This window comes from Streptomyces cathayae, from assembly GCF_029760955.1.
Classification (GTDB): Bacteria; Actinomycetota; Actinomycetes; order Streptomycetales; family Streptomycetaceae; genus Streptomyces; species Streptomyces cathayae.
Map to the genome: position 1 here is coordinate 2,479,640 of NZ_CP121682.1, position 15,380 is coordinate 2,495,019.

Consider the following 15,380-nt stretch of genomic DNA (forward strand, 5'->3'; position numbering starts at 1 on the left):
CGCCGTCGTCCCACGAGCCGCGGGAGGCTGACAGGTGTCCAGCGCAGCCGAGCAGGAGGCGGTGGCCGGGGAACGGGCCACCGGCGACGGGCGCCCGGTCGTCGCCGTGAACGGCGCGCGGGCGGCGGTACCGCCGCCGGCGACCGTGCCCGTGCGGCCCGGCCCGCCGGCCCCCCTGGGCGCCCGCTTCCGGGCCGGCCCGGACGGGGTGGCGGGGACCGACTTCGCCCTGTGGGCGGGCGGCGCGGAGGGGGTCGAGGTGTGCCTGTTCGACGAGGGCGGCGGCGGGGAGGTCCGGGCCCGGCTCACCGAACTGACCGACGGCGTCTGGCACGGCTTCGTCCCCGGCGTCCTGCCCGGCCGGCGCTACGGCTACCGGGTCCACGGCCGCTGGGATCCGTGGACCGGCGCCCGCTGGAACCCGGCGAAGCTGCTGCTCGACCCGTACGCCCGCGCGGTGGACGGCGACTACGCCACGCACGGGCTGTCGCCCGAGGTGTACGGGCACGTCCGGGACTGGCCGGAGCAGCATGTCGCGGACACCGTGCGCGACGACCGGGACTCCGCCCCGTACGTGCCCAAGGCCGTCGTCGTCCACGATCCCGACGACGGCACCGGCACCGGCACCACCGCCGCGGCGGCGGCCGACCGCCGGCCCCGCACCCCGTGGGCGGACACGGTCCTCTACGAGCTGCACGTCAAGGGGTTCACCCGACGCCACCCCGGCGTCCCCGAGGAGCTGCGCGGCACCTACGCGGGGCTCGCGCATCCCGCCGCGATCGAGCACCTGGTGAAGCTGGGCGTGACGGCCGTGGAGCTGCTGCCGGTGCACCAGTTCGCACACGAGGACCATCTGCTGCGGCACGGACTGCGCAACCACTGGGGGTACAACTCCATCGGCTACTTCGCCCCGCACGCCGGCTACGCGGCCTCGGGGACGGCCGGCCAGCAGGTCGGCGAGTTCCGGCGGATGGTGCGCGCCCTGCACGCGGCGGGCATCGAGGTCGTCCTCGACGTGGTCTACAACCACACCGCCGAGTCGAACGAGCTGGGCCCCACGCTGTCCCTGAAGGGCGTCGACAACCGCGGCCACTACCGGCTCCAGGCCGACGCCCGCCGGTACGCCGACTACACCGGCTGCGGGAACACCCTGGACCTCGTCCAACCGCACGTCCTGCGCCTGATCACGGACTCCCTGCGCTACTGGGTGACCGAGATGGGCGTGGACGGCTTCCGCTTCGACCTGGCGGCGGCGCTGGCCCGCTCCGCGCACGAGGTCGACATGAACTCCCCGTTCCTCTCGGTGATCGCCCAGGACCCGGTGCTGCGCGGGGTGAAACTGATCGCCGAACCGTGGGACGTGGGCCCCGGGGGCTACCGGGTGGGGTCGTTCCCCCCGCTGTGGTCGGAGTGGAACGACCGGTACCGCGACGCCGTGCGGGACTTCTGGCGGCCCGCGGCGGCGGACCTGCGGGAGATCGGCTACCGGCTCTCCGGTTCGAGCGACCTCTACGACTGGGGCGGGCGGCGCCCGTACGCCTCGGTCAACCACGTCACCGCGCACGACGGGTTCACGCTGCGCGACCTCGTCTCGTACGACCGCAAGCACAACGAGGCCAACGGCGAGGGCAACCGGGACGGCACCGACGACAACCGTTCCTGGAACTGCGGCACCGAGGGCGAGACCGACGACCCGGACGTCCTGGCCCTGCGACGGCGGCAGCTGCGCAACCTGCTGACCACGCTGCTGCTGTCGACGGGGGTGCCGATGCTGGTCGCCGGTGACGAGATGGGGCGCACCCAGCGCGGCAACAACAACGCCTACTGCCAGGACAACGAGACCGGCTGGGTGGACTGGGAGCTGCTGGCGGAACCGGGGTGGAAGGCCCTGTTCGACCTCACGTCCCGGCTGATCGCCCTGCGCCGCCGCCATCCGGTGCTGCGCCGCCGGACGTTCTTCTCCGGACGGGCGCACGGCGCCGACGGCCTGCGCGACCTGGCCTGGTTCACCGCGCGGGGCACGGAGATGACCGAGGAGGACTGGTACGCGCCCGCCGCCACGCTCGGCATGTACCTCTCCGGGCGGGACATCCCGGACCACGACGAACGCGGGGAGCCGGTACGCGACGACAGCTTCCTCGCCGTGCTGCACGCCGGTGACGCACCGGTGGACGTCCTGCTGCCGGGACCCCCGTGGGCGCGGCGCTACGAGGTGGTCCTGGACACCGGCCGGGAGGACCAGTCGGCCGCACCGGCCACGGTCCACCCGGCGGACACGACGCTCACGGTGCCGGGGCGGACGGTGCTGCTGCTGCGGGTGCGGTGAGAGGGCAGCCGGGCGGGGCGTGCGGACCGCGGACACCAGGCGGGACGCCACCACGGGGGACAACGCCGTACGGCTGTCGGCCGCCGCCCGCACCGTCGAGAACAATTCCTCCCAGGGCGCGTCCTTGAGTAGATAGCCGGTCGCGCCCGCCTCGATCGCGGGGAGGGTGTCGGAGTCAGTGTCGTAGGTGGTCAGGACAAGCACCTTGGCGCGGGCTTCTCACTCGTATGTGTGACGTTCAAGGGCCAGAGGATTCCATCTGCGGGTGCCGTGTGTATGTTCGGCGTGTTGCTGCGGCTGGGAAAATTCGCCGGTTTTCCAGCGGTGTGTACGGCCTTGGGCTGCACGTGGTGGGGTACCCGAAATACTGCCGTCCGTGCTTGGTGAACGGGTCGCGGCATACCTGGAGGACCTGACCGGGCCAAGGCTGACGAACGGGGGGTGGGAAATCGTGTCGCTCGGAGTGACGCCCGAATACGACTACCTGCCCGTCAAGCACCACCCGGCACCGCTGGCCTCGGTCGGCGCGGTGAGCGCCGAGACGGTGCAGCGGCACATCGGCACCCAGAAAGAACGCCCGGGAAGAAGGCGAAGGGGCGGCTCATGATTCGCTCGTACAAGTTCCTCCTGCGCCCCACAACCCGTCAGGCCCTCGCGCTGGGCGAGATGCTGCGGGACCACTGCTCGCTGTACAACGGTGCCTTGCAGGAACGCCGGGACGCCTGGCGGCACAGCTCGAAGACGAGCATCAGCTACGGGAATCAGTCCGCCCAGCTCAAGGAGATCCGGGCGTTCGACCCGGAGTGGCAGGGCCGCTGGTCGTTCTCTTCTCAGCAGGCCACCCTGCGACGCCTCGACAGGGCATTCCAGGCGTTCTTCCGTCGCGTCAAGACCGGGCAGACGCCGGGATCCCCTCGATTCAAGGGCGTCGGGCACTTCGACACCATCATCTTTCCCAAGGACGGCGACGGCTGCCGCTGGGACTCCACCCCGCACGACCCACACACCCGCGTACGTCTGCAGGGCGTCGGACACGTCCGGGTGCACCAGCACCGGCCCGTCAGGGGCCGGGTGAAGACAATCAGTGTCAAGCGCGAGGGCAGGCGCTGGTATGTGGTCCTCTCCTGCGACGAGGTGCCCGCCGAGCCGCTCCCACCCACGAGCACGGTGGTCGGCATCGACATGGGCACCGTGCACTTCTTCACCACCTCGGACGGCGAGCACGAGCCGAACCCGAAGTTCTTCGACGCGGCAGCCGAGGAACTGGCCAAAGCGCAGCGGCACCTGGCAACGTTCCCGAAGCGCACCCGTCAGCGCACGAAGAAGCATCGCGCCGCCGCTCGGAAGGTCGCCAAGCTGTACGCCATGATCCGCAGGCAGCGCCTCGACTTCCACCACAAGACCGCGCTCACCCTGGTCCGCAAGCACGACGCGATCGCGCACGAGCGGCTGAACACTGCGGACATGACACGTGTACCCGAGCCCAGGCCCGACCCTCAAACGCCCGGTGCCTTTCTGCCGAACGGCGCCGCCGCGAAGGCCGGGCTCAACAAGAGCATCCTTGACGCGGGTTGGGCGCAGTTCCTCGGAATCCTGGCGAGCAAGGCTGAAAGTGCCGGCCGCCTCGTGGTTCCGGTGGATGCGCGCAACACCTCCCGCACCTGCCCGTCCTGCGGGCACGTCGCGAAGGAGAACCGTGCCACCCAGGCGAGGTTCGTATGCGTCAGATGCGGGTTCGCGGCGAACGCGGACCATGTCGGCGCGACGAACGTCCTCAACAGGGCCGGACTGGCCCTCTCGAACGCTGCTTAGCCAGCGATCCAGGAAGCCCGCGGCTTCAACCGCGGGCGGAGTCACGAAGTGGGTGACCAGCAGGACATCGCCCGATCGGCTGATGGGGTGGTACGCCTCCCCCCGGTTTCCGCGCACGACCGGTCGGAGCCGCAGGTCGTAGGTCCGAGGACCGAGTCCGGTCCGGCCTAAACTCGGTGGGCAGCGTCAGTGGCGATCCGTAGGCTCACTGCTGATGGCCACCACACCCCCGCTCCTCGAAAAGCGCGAAGCGCGCGAAGCACCCGAAGTTCCCGAAGTTCCCGAAGTTCCTTCCACAGTCCGTACGTTGCTGCGTCTGTGGCCGTACGTGCGGCCGGTGCGGGCGCGGCTGTTCACCGCCGCCTTCATCGCGATCCTCGCCTCGTGCATCGGCCTGGTCATCCCGCTGGTCCTGAAGTGGATGGTGGACGGCCCGATCGCCGACCGGGACCCGGCGGGCGTGTGGCTCGGCGCGCTGTACCTGCTGCTGCTCGGGCTCGCGGAGGCCCTGCTGTTCGGGTTCCGGCGGTGGCTGGTGGCGCGCCCGCTGGCGGGGGTCGAGGCGGGGATGCGGGCGGACCTGTACCGGCGTCTGCAGCGGCTGCCGGTGGCGTTCCACGACCGGTGGCCGTCGGGGCAGTTGCTGTCCCGGGGGACCACGGACCTGATGCTGCTGCGCATGTTCCTGGCCTTCCCCCTGACGTTCCTGCTGGTCAACGGGGTGACGATCCTTGTCGGTGTGATCATCATGCTGGTCCAGGACTGGGCTCTGGGACTGGTGGTCCTGATTCCGGCCGTGCCGGTGATGGTCATCTGCGTGGCCTTCGAGAAGCGGTACTCCAAGGCGTCCCGGCTCGCCCAGGACCAGGTCGGCGACCTGACGACGGTCGTCGAGGAGAGCGTGCTCGGCATCCGCGTCATCAAGGGGTTCGGCCGCCACCGCAGCCAGGCGCGGGCGTTCCGGGAGCTGTCGAAGGGGCTGCGCGGGACGGAGCTGTACAAGGCCCGGCTGCTGGCCTCCATCATGAGCGTCATCGTGACGCTCCCGGAGCTGGCCATCGGCACGACACTGGTGCTGGGGACCATGCGGGTGGCCGACGGGGACCTGTCCGCGGGCACCCTGGTGGCGTTCCTGTCGACGGCCCTGGCGCTGCGCTGGCCGGTGGACTCGATCGGCTTCCTGCTGGCGATGAGCCAGGAGGCGGCGACCGCGACCGAGCGGTACTTCGAGGTGATGGACGCCGAGGAGGAGTCCCCGGGCCCCGACGACGACGCGCGGGCGCCGGCCGCTCCCCAAAACGACGGCTACGGCGACGGCGGGCTGCGCTTCCACGGCGTCACCTTCCGCTACCCCGACGCCCCCTCCGGCTCCCCGCCCGTCCTGGACCGTGTCGACCTGCACATCCGGCCCGGTGAGTCGATGGCCCTGGTCGGCGCGACCGGCAGCGGCAAGACCACGCTCACCGCCCTGGTCCCGCGGCTGCACGAGGCGACCTCGGGGCGGATCACCTTGAACGGCACGGACATCACCGCGCTCTCCCGCGAGGAGCTGCGCAGCAGGGTCTCCGTCGCCTTCGAGGAGCCCACCCTGTTCTCGGCCGCGGTCGGGGAGAACGTGCTGATGGGCGCGGGGCCCGGGGCCGGGGAGGCCGAGCTGGAGCGGGCGCTGGGCGTGGCGCAGGCCGGCTTCGTGGACGCGCTGCCCCAGGGCACCGGCACCCAGGTCGGCGAGCAGGGGCTCAGCCTCTCCGGCGGGCAGCGGCAGCGTCTCGCACTGGCCCGCGCGGTGGTCGGGCAGCCCGAGTTCCTGGTGCTGGACGATCCGCTGTCCGCGCTCGACGTGCACACGGAGGCCGCGGTCGAGGCCGCCCTGCGCCGGGTGCTCGCCGACACCACCGCCCTGATCGTGGCGCACCGCCCGTCCACGGTGCTGCTGGCCGACCGCGTCGCCCTGCTCTCCGGCGGCCGGATCACGGCGGTCGGCACCCACCACGAACTGCTGCGCACCCACCCCGAGTACGCCCACCTCATGGCCGGCGACCCGGCGGGGGAACAGGAGGACCAACGATGACGGCGGCCCCCACCGCGCCCGCGCAGGACAAGGGCGGCGAGCACGGCAAGGACGGCGAGCACGGCGAGCCGCATCCCGGCGACCCCTTCGACCGGGACGTACTGCCCACTCCCCCGGGTGCCACCGGTGTCCTGCTGCGTTCCCTGCTGACCCCGATGCGGGGCAGGGTCGCCCTCACCGCGCTCCTGCTGCTGCTCCAGCAGGCGGCGGTGCAGGCGGGTCCGCTGCTGGTGGCGTACGCGATCGACCGGGGCGTGCCCGCGTTCCGGGCCGCCGACCACGGGCCGCTGATCGCGGTCGCGGTGGGCTACCTGCTGTGCGCGGCGTCGGGCGGGGTGCTGCAGTACGCGTTCATCGTCACCGCCGCCCGGGTCAGCCAGGACGTGCTGCTGGATCTGCGCGGCCGGATCTTCCGGCACGCGCAGGCGCTCAGCGTCGACTTCCACGAGCGCTACACCTCGGGCCGGCTCATCTCCCGCTCCACCACAGACGTCGAGTCGCTGCGGGAGCTGCTGGAGGAGGGCCTGCAGGAGCTGGTCACGGTCATCGTGTCCTGCGTCTACGTCGCGGGGCTGCTGCTCTGGCTGGACCTCGGGCTCGGCGCGCTGGCGGTGGCGTCCTTCGTCCCTCTGTACGCACTCGTACGGTCGTACCGGCGGCGCGTCACGGAGGTGTACCGGCAGCGGTCGACGGCGATCGCCGCGGTGATCGTGAAGTTCGTCGAGACGATGAACGGCATCCGCCCGGTGCGCGCCTTCCGCCGCGAGGCCGCCAACGACGCCGACTTCCGCGCGCTGAACCGGCGGCACGAGCGGACCAACGGGAACGCGCTGCTGGAGATGGCCCGCTATGTCGTCGGTTCCCGGGTGGTGGCCAACACGACGGTCGCGCTGATCGTGCTGTGGGGTGCCTACCGGGTCGCGGACGGGACGCTCGCGCTCGGTGTGCTGGCGGCGGCGGTGCTGTACCTGCGGCGGCTGTACGACCCGATCGACCGGCTGGGCATGTTCCTCAACGCGTACCAGTCGGCGGCCGCCTCGCTGGAGAAGATCGCCGGACTCCTGGCACAGGTCCCGTCCGTGCCGGAGCCCGCGGCCCCCCGGGAGCTTCCGAAGGCGCCGTCGCACCACCCGGGGCGCGAGGTCGTCTTCGACGCGGTCCGTTTCGCGTACCGCACCGGCGGCGAGGTGCTGCCCCGCTTCGACCTCACCCTCCCGGCCGGGCAGACCGTCGCCGTCGTCGGCTCGACCGGCGCCGGCAAGTCGACGCTGGCCAAACTGCTCGCCCGCTTCTACGACCCCACCGACGGCCGGGTCCTGCTGGACGGCGTCGACCTGCGCGACCTCGCGGGACCCGAACTGCGGCGCGGGGTGGTCATGGTGACGCAGGAGGCGTTCCTGTTCTCCGGCACGGTCGCCGAGAACATCGCCATCGGCCGCCCGGACGCCACCCGTGCGGAGATCGAGCGGGCCGCGAAGGAGATCGGCGCGCACGACTTCATCGCCGCCCTGCCCGACGGCTACGACACCGACGTGCGCAAGCGCGGCGGCCGCATCTCGGCCGGCCAGCGCCAACTCGTCGCCTTCGCCCGGGCCCTGCTCGCCGACCCGGCGGTACTGATCCTGGACGAGGCGACCAGTTCCCTGGACATCCCCGGCGAGCGGGCGGTGCAGCGGGCGATGGCGACGGTCCTGCGGGGGCGCACGGCGGTGGTGATCGCCCACCGCCTGTCCACCGTGGAGATCGCCGACCGCGTCCTGGTGATGGAACACGGCCGCATCGTGGAGGACGGCACCCCGGCCGACCTCATCGCGGGCACCGGCCGCTTCGCCGACCTCCACCGCGCCTGGCGGGACAGCCTGGCGTAGGGCCTGTCCGGCGGTCCAGGGCCTGTCCGGCGGAGCGGGCCGCCGGACAGGCCCTGGACCGCAGCAGACACACGCGAAGTCACCACCGCCGTCGCCGTCACCGCCGCCATCACGGTCATCGCGGCCATCGCCGCCATCGCCGTCACACCGGCGAAACCCTCCGTTTATCGAACGTGAACTCCCGGACAACGGACTGTTTTCGGCCAATGTATTGACGCGCTCCTGACAGAAACCGCGATCTCCTGCGACTCTTCCCAAGGCCGTCGCGCGGCAACCCCACAGCGCCGTCGAACCGTCGTGCCCGGCCACCGCTCCAGCACAGCAGCACGTGGTACCGCGTACCGCCCTGTTCTGCCCGGCCGGCTCACCAGCCGGCCGGTCTCCCCTGGCCGCACAACCCGCGGCCGCGCAGAAGGAGTCAGTGTTGAGAAGCAGGTCCTCCCACAGACGCACCCCCCACACCGCACGCCGTCGCACCGCCGCCGTCGCCCTCGCCGGGGTCGCCGCGCTGGTCGCCACGGCCGTGCAGTCCGGCAGCGCCACCGCCGCGCCGGACGACACCCCGTCGGCCGCGAGCCGGGCGAACCCGGCCGCCGAGTCGGTCCGGCTCACCCCCGCCCAGCGCGCCGAGCTGATCCGCGAGGCGAACGCCACCAAGGCGGACACCGCCGAGGCCCTCGGCCTGGACGAGAAGGAGCAGCTCGTCGTCCGCGACGTCCTCAAGGACCGCGACGGCACCGTCCACGTCCGCTACGAGCGCACCTACGACGGCCTGCCCGTCCTCGGCGGCGACCTCGTCGTGCAGGGCGAGAAGCCCGGCGGGACCGAGTCGGTCGTCAAGGCCACCCGGACCACGGTCAAGCCCGCCACCACCAAGGCCGCGGTGCCCGCCGCCAAGGCGGAGCAGCAGGCCCTCGGCGCCGCGAAGGCCGAGGACGCCAAGAACCCCGACGTCGAGAACGCCCCGCGCAAGGTCGTCTGGGCCGCGGACGGCAAGCCGACCCTCGCCTACGAGACCGTCGTCGGCGGGCTCCAGCACGACGGCACCCCGCAGGAGCTGCACGTCGTCACCGACGCCACCACGGGCGAGAAGCTGTACGAGTGGCAGGCCGTCCACACCGGAACCGGCCACACCGTCTACAGCGGCACCGTCGACCTGACCACCACCCGGTCCGGGTCGTCGTACAACCTCACCGACGGAGCGCGCGGCAACCACAGGACGTACAACCTGAACCGCGGCACCTCCGGCACCGGCACGCTGTTCTCCGGCGCCGACGACGTCTGGGGCAACGGCAGCTCCTCCAACACGGAGTCGGCCGCCGCCGACGCCCACTACGGGGCCGCGCTGACCTGGGACTACTACAAGAACGTGCACGGCCGCAACGGCATCCGCGGGGACGGTGTGGGCGCCTACTCCCGGGTCCACTACGGCAACAACTACGTCAACGCCTTCTGGTCGGACAGCTGCTTCTGCATGACCTACGGCGACGGATCGGGCAACGCCAACCCGCTGACCTCGATCGACGTGGCCGCGCACGAGATGACCCACGGCCTCACCTCGAACACCGCCGGCCTGCGCTACAGCGGGGAGTCCGGCGGCCTCAACGAGGCGACCAGCGACATCTTCGGCGCGACGGTCGAGTTCTACGCCGGCAACTCCTCCGACGTCGGCGACTACCTCATAGGCGAGAAGATCAACATCCGCGGCAACGGCACCCCGCTGCGCTACATGGACCGGCCGAGCAAGGACGGCTCGTCCAAGGACTCCTGGTACTCCGGGCTCGGCTCGATCGACGTGCACTACTCCTCGGGCCCCGCGAACCACTTCTTCTACCTGCTGAGCGAGGGCAGCGGCGCCAAGACCGTCAACGGCGTCAGCTACAACTCGCCCACCTCGGACGGGCTGCCGGTCACCGGCATCGGCCGGGCCAAGGCGGAGAAGATCTGGTTCCGCGCGCTGACCACCAAGTTCACCTCGACCACCAACTACGCCGGCGCCCGCACCGGCACCCTGGCGGCGACCGGTGAGCTGTACGGCACGAGCAGCGCCGAGTACAAGGCGGTGCAGAACGCCTGGGCCGCCGTCAACGTCGGCGCCCGCGCCACTGGCTGAGGGCGCGGCACGGTGAAGGGGCGCCCGCACCGGAGGATCGGACTCCGGTGCGGGCGCCCCCGTGCCACCGGGTGCGCGGGGCCGCCCTACCCTTGGGTCCCATGTCTTCGGCGGACTTCACCTACGACCACGTCGGCGCGACCCGTGAGCCGGGTTTCTGCCCTCCCGGGTTCCATCCCCTGCACGTGCGCACCCGTCTCGGCGAGGGCCAGGCGGTCTTCCGCCAGGGCGCGGAGGCGGTGCTCACCTGGGAGCTGCACCGGGCCCTGGGCGTCGGCCTCGACACCACCGCCGACCGCGCGGCGCCCGGTGTCGACGTCACCGTCACGCTCGCCGGGGTGGTCAGGGCGCCGTGCCGGGTGGTCTGGACGCTGGAGGAGGAGCGCAGGGCCGGCTGGGCGTACGGCACCCTGCCCGGTCACCCGGAGTGCGGCGAGGAGGCCTTCGTCGTGAACCGCACCGGTGACGGAACGGTGTGGCTGACCGTCTCCGCGTTCAGCAGGGCGGCCCGGTGGTACGCCCGGGCGGCCGGTCCGGCGGCCCGCGGAATGCAGCACGCCTACGCCCGCCGCTGCGGCACGGTGCTGCGGCGCCTGGCCACGAAGGGCCTCGAGGAGTTCTGAGGCCCTTCGCGTCACCCGACGTCCGTCCGGCCGACATCCGTCCGGCCGACATCCGTGGCCGGCGTCCGTCCGCCGGACCACCGGCCTATCGCATCAGCGGCCCCGCCGCCTCGGAGACCTCCTCCGAGGGCACCGCGACCAGGCCCATCTCGGTGCCGTGCGCCAGCAGCGGATGGCCGGGCAGGATACGGACCGTGTAGCCGAAGGGCCCGGTGCGGTCGAGGGAGAGCGGGCCCTCGTACACCCAGCGGCCCTCCAGGTCGGCGGCCCCCACCGGTTTCAGCGGGACGGGCGTCGCGCCGGTGATGCGGTCCTCCTCGTCCACCCGCCCGGAGACCGCCTGGACCTCGACGTCGTCCGGGTCGAGGTCGCCGAGGCCGACGCGCACCCGCAGCGCGAGGGTGGTGCCGAGTTCCGCGGTGGCCGTCGTCGTCCCGGACGTCTCGACGTGGTCGACGCTCACTCCGTGCCAGGCGGCGCGCACCCGGGCCTTCCACCGGGCGAGGTCGCGCGCCCGGTCGGGTCCCATCGCCCGGTGGGCGCGCGCGGCAGGCGCGTACAGGCGCTCGACGTACTCGCGGACCATGCGGCCGGCCAGCACCTTCGGACCGAGCAGGCTCAGGGTGTGCCGGACCATCTCCAGCCACCGGTCGGGCAGCCCGCTCTCACCGCGCTCGTAGAAGCGCGGCGTGATCCGCTGCTCCAGCAGGTCGTACAGCGCGGCGGCCTCCAGGGCGTCGCGCCGGTCCGGGTCGTCCCCCGCCGCCGAGAGCGTGGAGGCGCCCCCGCCCGCCCCGTCCGCGGTGGGGACGGCCCAGCCGAAGTCGGGCTGGAACCACTCGTCCCACCAGCCGTCCAGCACCGAGAGGTTGAGGCAGCCGTTGAGGGCGGCCTTCATGCCGCTGGTCCCGCACGCCTCCAGCGGCCGCAGCGGGTTGTTCAGCCAGATGTCACAGCCGGGGTAGAGCTTCTGCGCCATCGCCATGCCGTAGTCGGGCAGGAAGACGATCCGGTGCCGCACCCGCGGGTCGTCGGCGAACCGGACCAGTTCCTGGATGAGCCGTTTGCCGCTCTCGTCCGCCGGGTGCGCCTTGCCCGCGACCACGATCTGCACCGGCCGCTCGGGGTGCAGCAGCAGGTCCGTCAGCCGGTCCCGGTCCTGCAGCATCAGCGTCAGCCGCTTGTACGAGGGGACCCGCCGGGCGAACCCGATGGTCAGCACGTCCGGGTCGAGCACCCGGTCGATCCAGCCGAGCTCCGCCGTCCCCGCGCCGCGCTGCCGCCACGAGGCGCGCAGCCGCTCCCGCACCTCCGTCACCAGTTGCGAGCGCAGGGAGCGGCGCAGCTCCCAGATGTCCTCGTCGGGGATGTCCCCGACAGATTTCCAGTGGTCCGAGCGGTCCGAGCGGTCCGAGCCGCCGACGGTCAGCGCCTCCTCGGCGCGCTCGGCGCCGATCTGGCGGGCGCCGAGCCGGAACACCTCGGGGGCGACCCAGGTCGGCGCGTGCACCCCGTTGGTGACGGAGGTGATGGGCACCTCCTCGGGGTCGAATCCGGGCCAGAGCCCGGAGAACATCTCCCGGCTGACCCTGCCGTGCAGCAGGGAGACGCCGTTGGCGCGCTGGGCCAGCCGCAGGCCCATGACGGCCATGTTGAAGAGGTCGGGCTCACCGCCGGGATACGTCTCCATGCCGAGCCGGAGGATGCGGTCGACCTCGATGCCCGGCAGTTCGGCGTCGGGGCCGAAGTGACGGGCGACCAGCCCGCGGTCGAAACGGTCGATGCCGGCCGGTACGGGGGTGTGCGTGGTGAACACGGTCCCCGCCCGGACCGTCTCCAGCGCGGGGCCGAACTCCATTCCGTCGGAACGCAGTTCGGCGATGCGCTCCAGGCCGAGGAAACCGGCGTGGCCCTCGTTGGTGTGGAACACCTCGGGCGGTGCGTGCCCGGTCAGCCTGCAGTACGCGCGCACCGCCCTGACCCCTCCTATGCCGAGCAGCATCTCCTGGAGCAGGCGGTGCTCGCTGCCGCCGCCGTAGAGCCGGTCGGTGACGCCGCGTTCGCCGAGGTCGTTCTCCTCGACGTCGGAGTCCAGCAGGAGCAACGGCACCCTGCCCACCTGGGCCAGCCAGATCCGGGCGCGCAGCGAGCGGCCGCCGGGCAGCGCGAGGATCACCAGGGCGGGGGTGCCGTCGGGCTCCTTGAGCTGGGTGAGGGGCAGTTCGTTGGGGTCGAGGACGGGGTAGTGCTCCTGCTGCCAGCCGTCCCGGGACAGCGACTGGCGGAAGTAGCCGTGCCGGTAGAGCAGACCGACGCCGATCAGCGGGACGCCGAGGTCGCTGGCGGCCTTGAGGTGGTCGCCGGCGAGGATGCCGAGCCCGCCGGAGTACTGCGGCAGGGCGGCCGTGATGCCGAACTCCGGGGAGAAGTAGGCGACGGCGGCGGGCAGCCGGTCACCCTGCGCCCGGGGGCCGGACTGCTCCTGGTACCAGCGGTCGCCGGTCATGTACGTGTGCAGGTCGCCCGCGACGGCGTCGAGACGGTCCAGGAACGGGCGGTCCCCGGCCAGTTCCTGGAGCCGGTCGGGCGGCACACTGCCCAGCAGCCGTACGGGGTCTCGGCCACCGGCCGCCCAGCGTTCGGGGTCGACGGACCGGAACAGGTCGCCGGTCGGCGTGTGCCAGGACCAGCGCAGGTTCCGGGCCAGTTCGCTCAGGGGCCGGAGGGGGTCGGGGAGCACGGGTCGGACGGTGAATCGACGGATCGCCTTCAAGTTCCACCTCGGCGCGAGTCGCGGTGCGGAAGGACGGCTGTGTGCGTCCGGTCGTCGCGCACGACAGTACCGGCGGCAACGGCCTCCACGGTGGAAGCCGGGCAATCCGGCCCCGCTGCACCCTCACCCAAACGATTCACCTCATGGCGGATATGGCCGATTCCCCACCCGCAGGCGTTCTTGTGGCACTTCGTTCCGCACGAGACGCTGCCACGGTGGCGTACCGGCCCGCGCCGGGTGCAACCCCGGCCCACGCGATGCCGTACGCCGATTCGCCGTACGCGGATTCGCCGTACGCGGAGTGAGGGAGGGGAACTCGGACCATGGCACGGACGCGAACGCGGCGTCTGCGCCGGGCGGGGGTCATGACGGCGGTCCTGTGCGCCGCGACGGTTTCGACCGCGACCCTGCCCGCGCACGCCGCGCCTGAGGGGCGGATATCCGGCGCCGGGGCACCCGGCTCCGTGACCGGCAGCTACCTGGTGACACTGGAGAAGGGGACCGCGGCACGCTCGGCGGCCGGCCGGGATCTCGTGCGGCGCTACGGGGCGAGAATCAGCCATACCTACGGCACCGTGCTCAACGGCTACGCCGTCCGGGCCGGCGCGAGAGCGGCCGCGCGGCTCGCGGCCGACCCCCGGGTCGCCTCGGTCGCCCAGGACACCCGGGTGACACCGGCCCGGACACCGGAGAAGCCGAACCACGCGCAGCAGAACCCGCCGTCCTGGGGACTGGACCGCCTGGACCAGCGGAACCTGCCGATGGACGGGCGGTACACCGCTCCGGCCACGGCGGGCGCGGGGGTGACGGTCTACGTCATCGACACCGGCGTACGGATATCGCACCGCGACTTCGGCGGGCGGGCCCGGCACGGCTGGGACTTCGTCCAGAACGACCGGACCGCCCAGGACGGCAACGGTCACGGCACTCATGTGGCCGGCATCATCGCGGGCAAGGGTCACGGCGTCGCGAAGCGGGCCGACATCGTCTCCGTCCGCGTGCTCGACGACAACGGGTCGGGCACCACGGCCCAGGTGATCGCGGGCATCGACTGGGTGACCCGGAACGCGGTCGGGCCCGCGGTCGCCAATCTCAGCCTCAGCGGCTTCCACAACGCGCAACTGAACGCCGCCGTACGGAAGTCCATCGCGTCCGGCGTCAGCTACACGGTCGCCGCGGGAAACGAGGGAACGGCGGCGGCGCTGTACTCGCCCGCGGGTGTGCAGCAGGCGATCACGGTGGGTGCGACCGACCGGCAGGACAAGAAACCGGCCTTTTCCAACCACGGTTCCGCCCTCGATCTGTTCGCCCCGGGGGTGTCCATCACCTCGGCGTCGGCCGCGAGCGACACCGGGCACGTCACCGCCTCGGGTACGTCGATGGCCTCCCCGCACGCGGCGGGCGCGGCGGCGCTGTACCTCGCCGAGCATCGGCGGGCCACCCCGGCGCAGGTGGCGAACGCCCTGGTCAAGGGGGCGACGGGCGGGAAGGTGAGCGGTCGCGGGCTCGGTTCGCCGGACCGGCTGCTCCGGACGCCACCGCGGTAGTGCGCACCCGCCGGGCCCCCGCGCCACGATCACCCGGGCACCCGCGGGGAAGCGGGAGGGGGCCGGGAACGGGCTCGTCGAGGACCGGCTCCGTCCCTCACGGACGGGGCCGGTCTTGTATGTCGACATACGCACGAGTAGTTAGCAAAGCGCCGGATTGCCCACCCGAACAGTGTGGGAAGGCTCCTGCGGTACACCCCTCAGGAACCCCACGCAGCGTCAAGCAGGACCCACCTCCCCACAGTCA

Annotated in this window: 9 protein-coding genes and 1 pseudogene; 8 read left to right on the forward strand and 2 right to left on the reverse strand. The window is 72.2% G+C overall.

The genetic code is table 11. The features are described 5' to 3' along the window. Positions 1-34: 34 nt before the first annotated feature. Complete coding sequence (gene glgX, locus PYS65_RS11080; protein ID WP_279333775.1) at positions 35-2,326, forward strand: glycogen debranching protein GlgX; 2,292 nt, start codon at positions 35-37, stop codon at positions 2,324-2,326. A gap of 3 nt (positions 2,327-2,329) precedes the next feature. On the opposite strand, the pseudogene PYS65_RS11085 reads toward glgX, so the two are convergent. After that, a pseudogene (locus PYS65_RS11085) lies at positions 2,330-2,542 on the reverse strand (response regulator); the annotation flags it as partial. A 160-nt stretch (positions 2,543-2,702) separates the two neighbouring features. Here PYS65_RS11085 and PYS65_RS11090 point away from each other — a divergent pair. The 6 genes from PYS65_RS11090 to PYS65_RS11115 all read left to right on the forward strand — a co-directional run bounded on the left by PYS65_RS11090 (position 2,703) and on the right by PYS65_RS11115 (position 10,813). Further along, positions 2,703-2,933, forward strand: coding sequence for a hypothetical protein (locus tag PYS65_RS11090; protein ID WP_279333776.1), 231 nt, complete (start codon positions 2,703-2,705; stop codon positions 2,931-2,933). Further along, complete coding sequence (locus PYS65_RS11095; RefSeq protein WP_279333777.1) at positions 2,930-4,138, forward strand: RNA-guided endonuclease InsQ/TnpB family protein; 1,209 nt, start codon at positions 2,930-2,932, stop codon at positions 4,136-4,138. The genes PYS65_RS11090 and PYS65_RS11095 overlap by 4 nt, the downstream gene beginning before the upstream one ends. Positions 4,139-4,352: 214 nt before the next feature. Further along, positions 4,353-6,209 (forward strand): ABC transporter ATP-binding protein, encoded by a 1,857-nt coding sequence (locus PYS65_RS11100; protein ID WP_279333778.1) that lies wholly within the window; start codon positions 4,353-4,355, stop codon positions 6,207-6,209. Continuing rightward, the gene (locus tag PYS65_RS11105) at positions 6,206-8,077 is read left to right on the forward strand and encodes an ABC transporter ATP-binding protein (protein WP_279333779.1); all 1,872 of its coding nucleotides are present in this window, start codon (positions 6,206-6,208) and stop codon (positions 8,075-8,077) included. Before PYS65_RS11100 ends, PYS65_RS11105 begins: the two co-directional genes overlap by 4 nt. Before the next feature lie 424 nt (positions 8,078-8,501). After that, on the forward strand, positions 8,502-10,190 hold the full coding sequence (locus PYS65_RS11110) for a M4 family metallopeptidase (protein WP_279333780.1): 1,689 nt from the start codon (positions 8,502-8,504) through the stop codon (positions 10,188-10,190). A gap of 101 nt (positions 10,191-10,291) precedes the next feature. Further along, on the forward strand, positions 10,292-10,813 hold the full coding sequence (locus tag PYS65_RS11115) for a DUF1990 domain-containing protein (RefSeq protein WP_279333781.1): 522 nt from the start codon (positions 10,292-10,294) through the stop codon (positions 10,811-10,813). Between the two features lie 85 nt (positions 10,814-10,898). Here the strand turns inward: PYS65_RS11115 and PYS65_RS11120 are convergent, their stop codons facing one another. After that, positions 10,899-13,586: a glycosyltransferase family 1 protein gene (locus PYS65_RS11120; RefSeq protein WP_279333782.1), complete on the reverse strand. Its 2,688-nt coding sequence runs from the start codon at positions 13,584-13,586 to the stop codon at positions 10,899-10,901. Positions 13,587-13,909: 323 nt separating this feature from the next. Here PYS65_RS11120 and PYS65_RS11125 point away from each other — a divergent pair, with 323 nt between their 5' ends. Beyond that, positions 13,910-15,133 (forward strand): S8 family peptidase, encoded by a 1,224-nt coding sequence (locus PYS65_RS11125; protein ID WP_279333783.1) that lies wholly within the window; start codon positions 13,910-13,912, stop codon positions 15,131-15,133. Positions 15,134-15,380 lie beyond the last annotated feature (247 nt).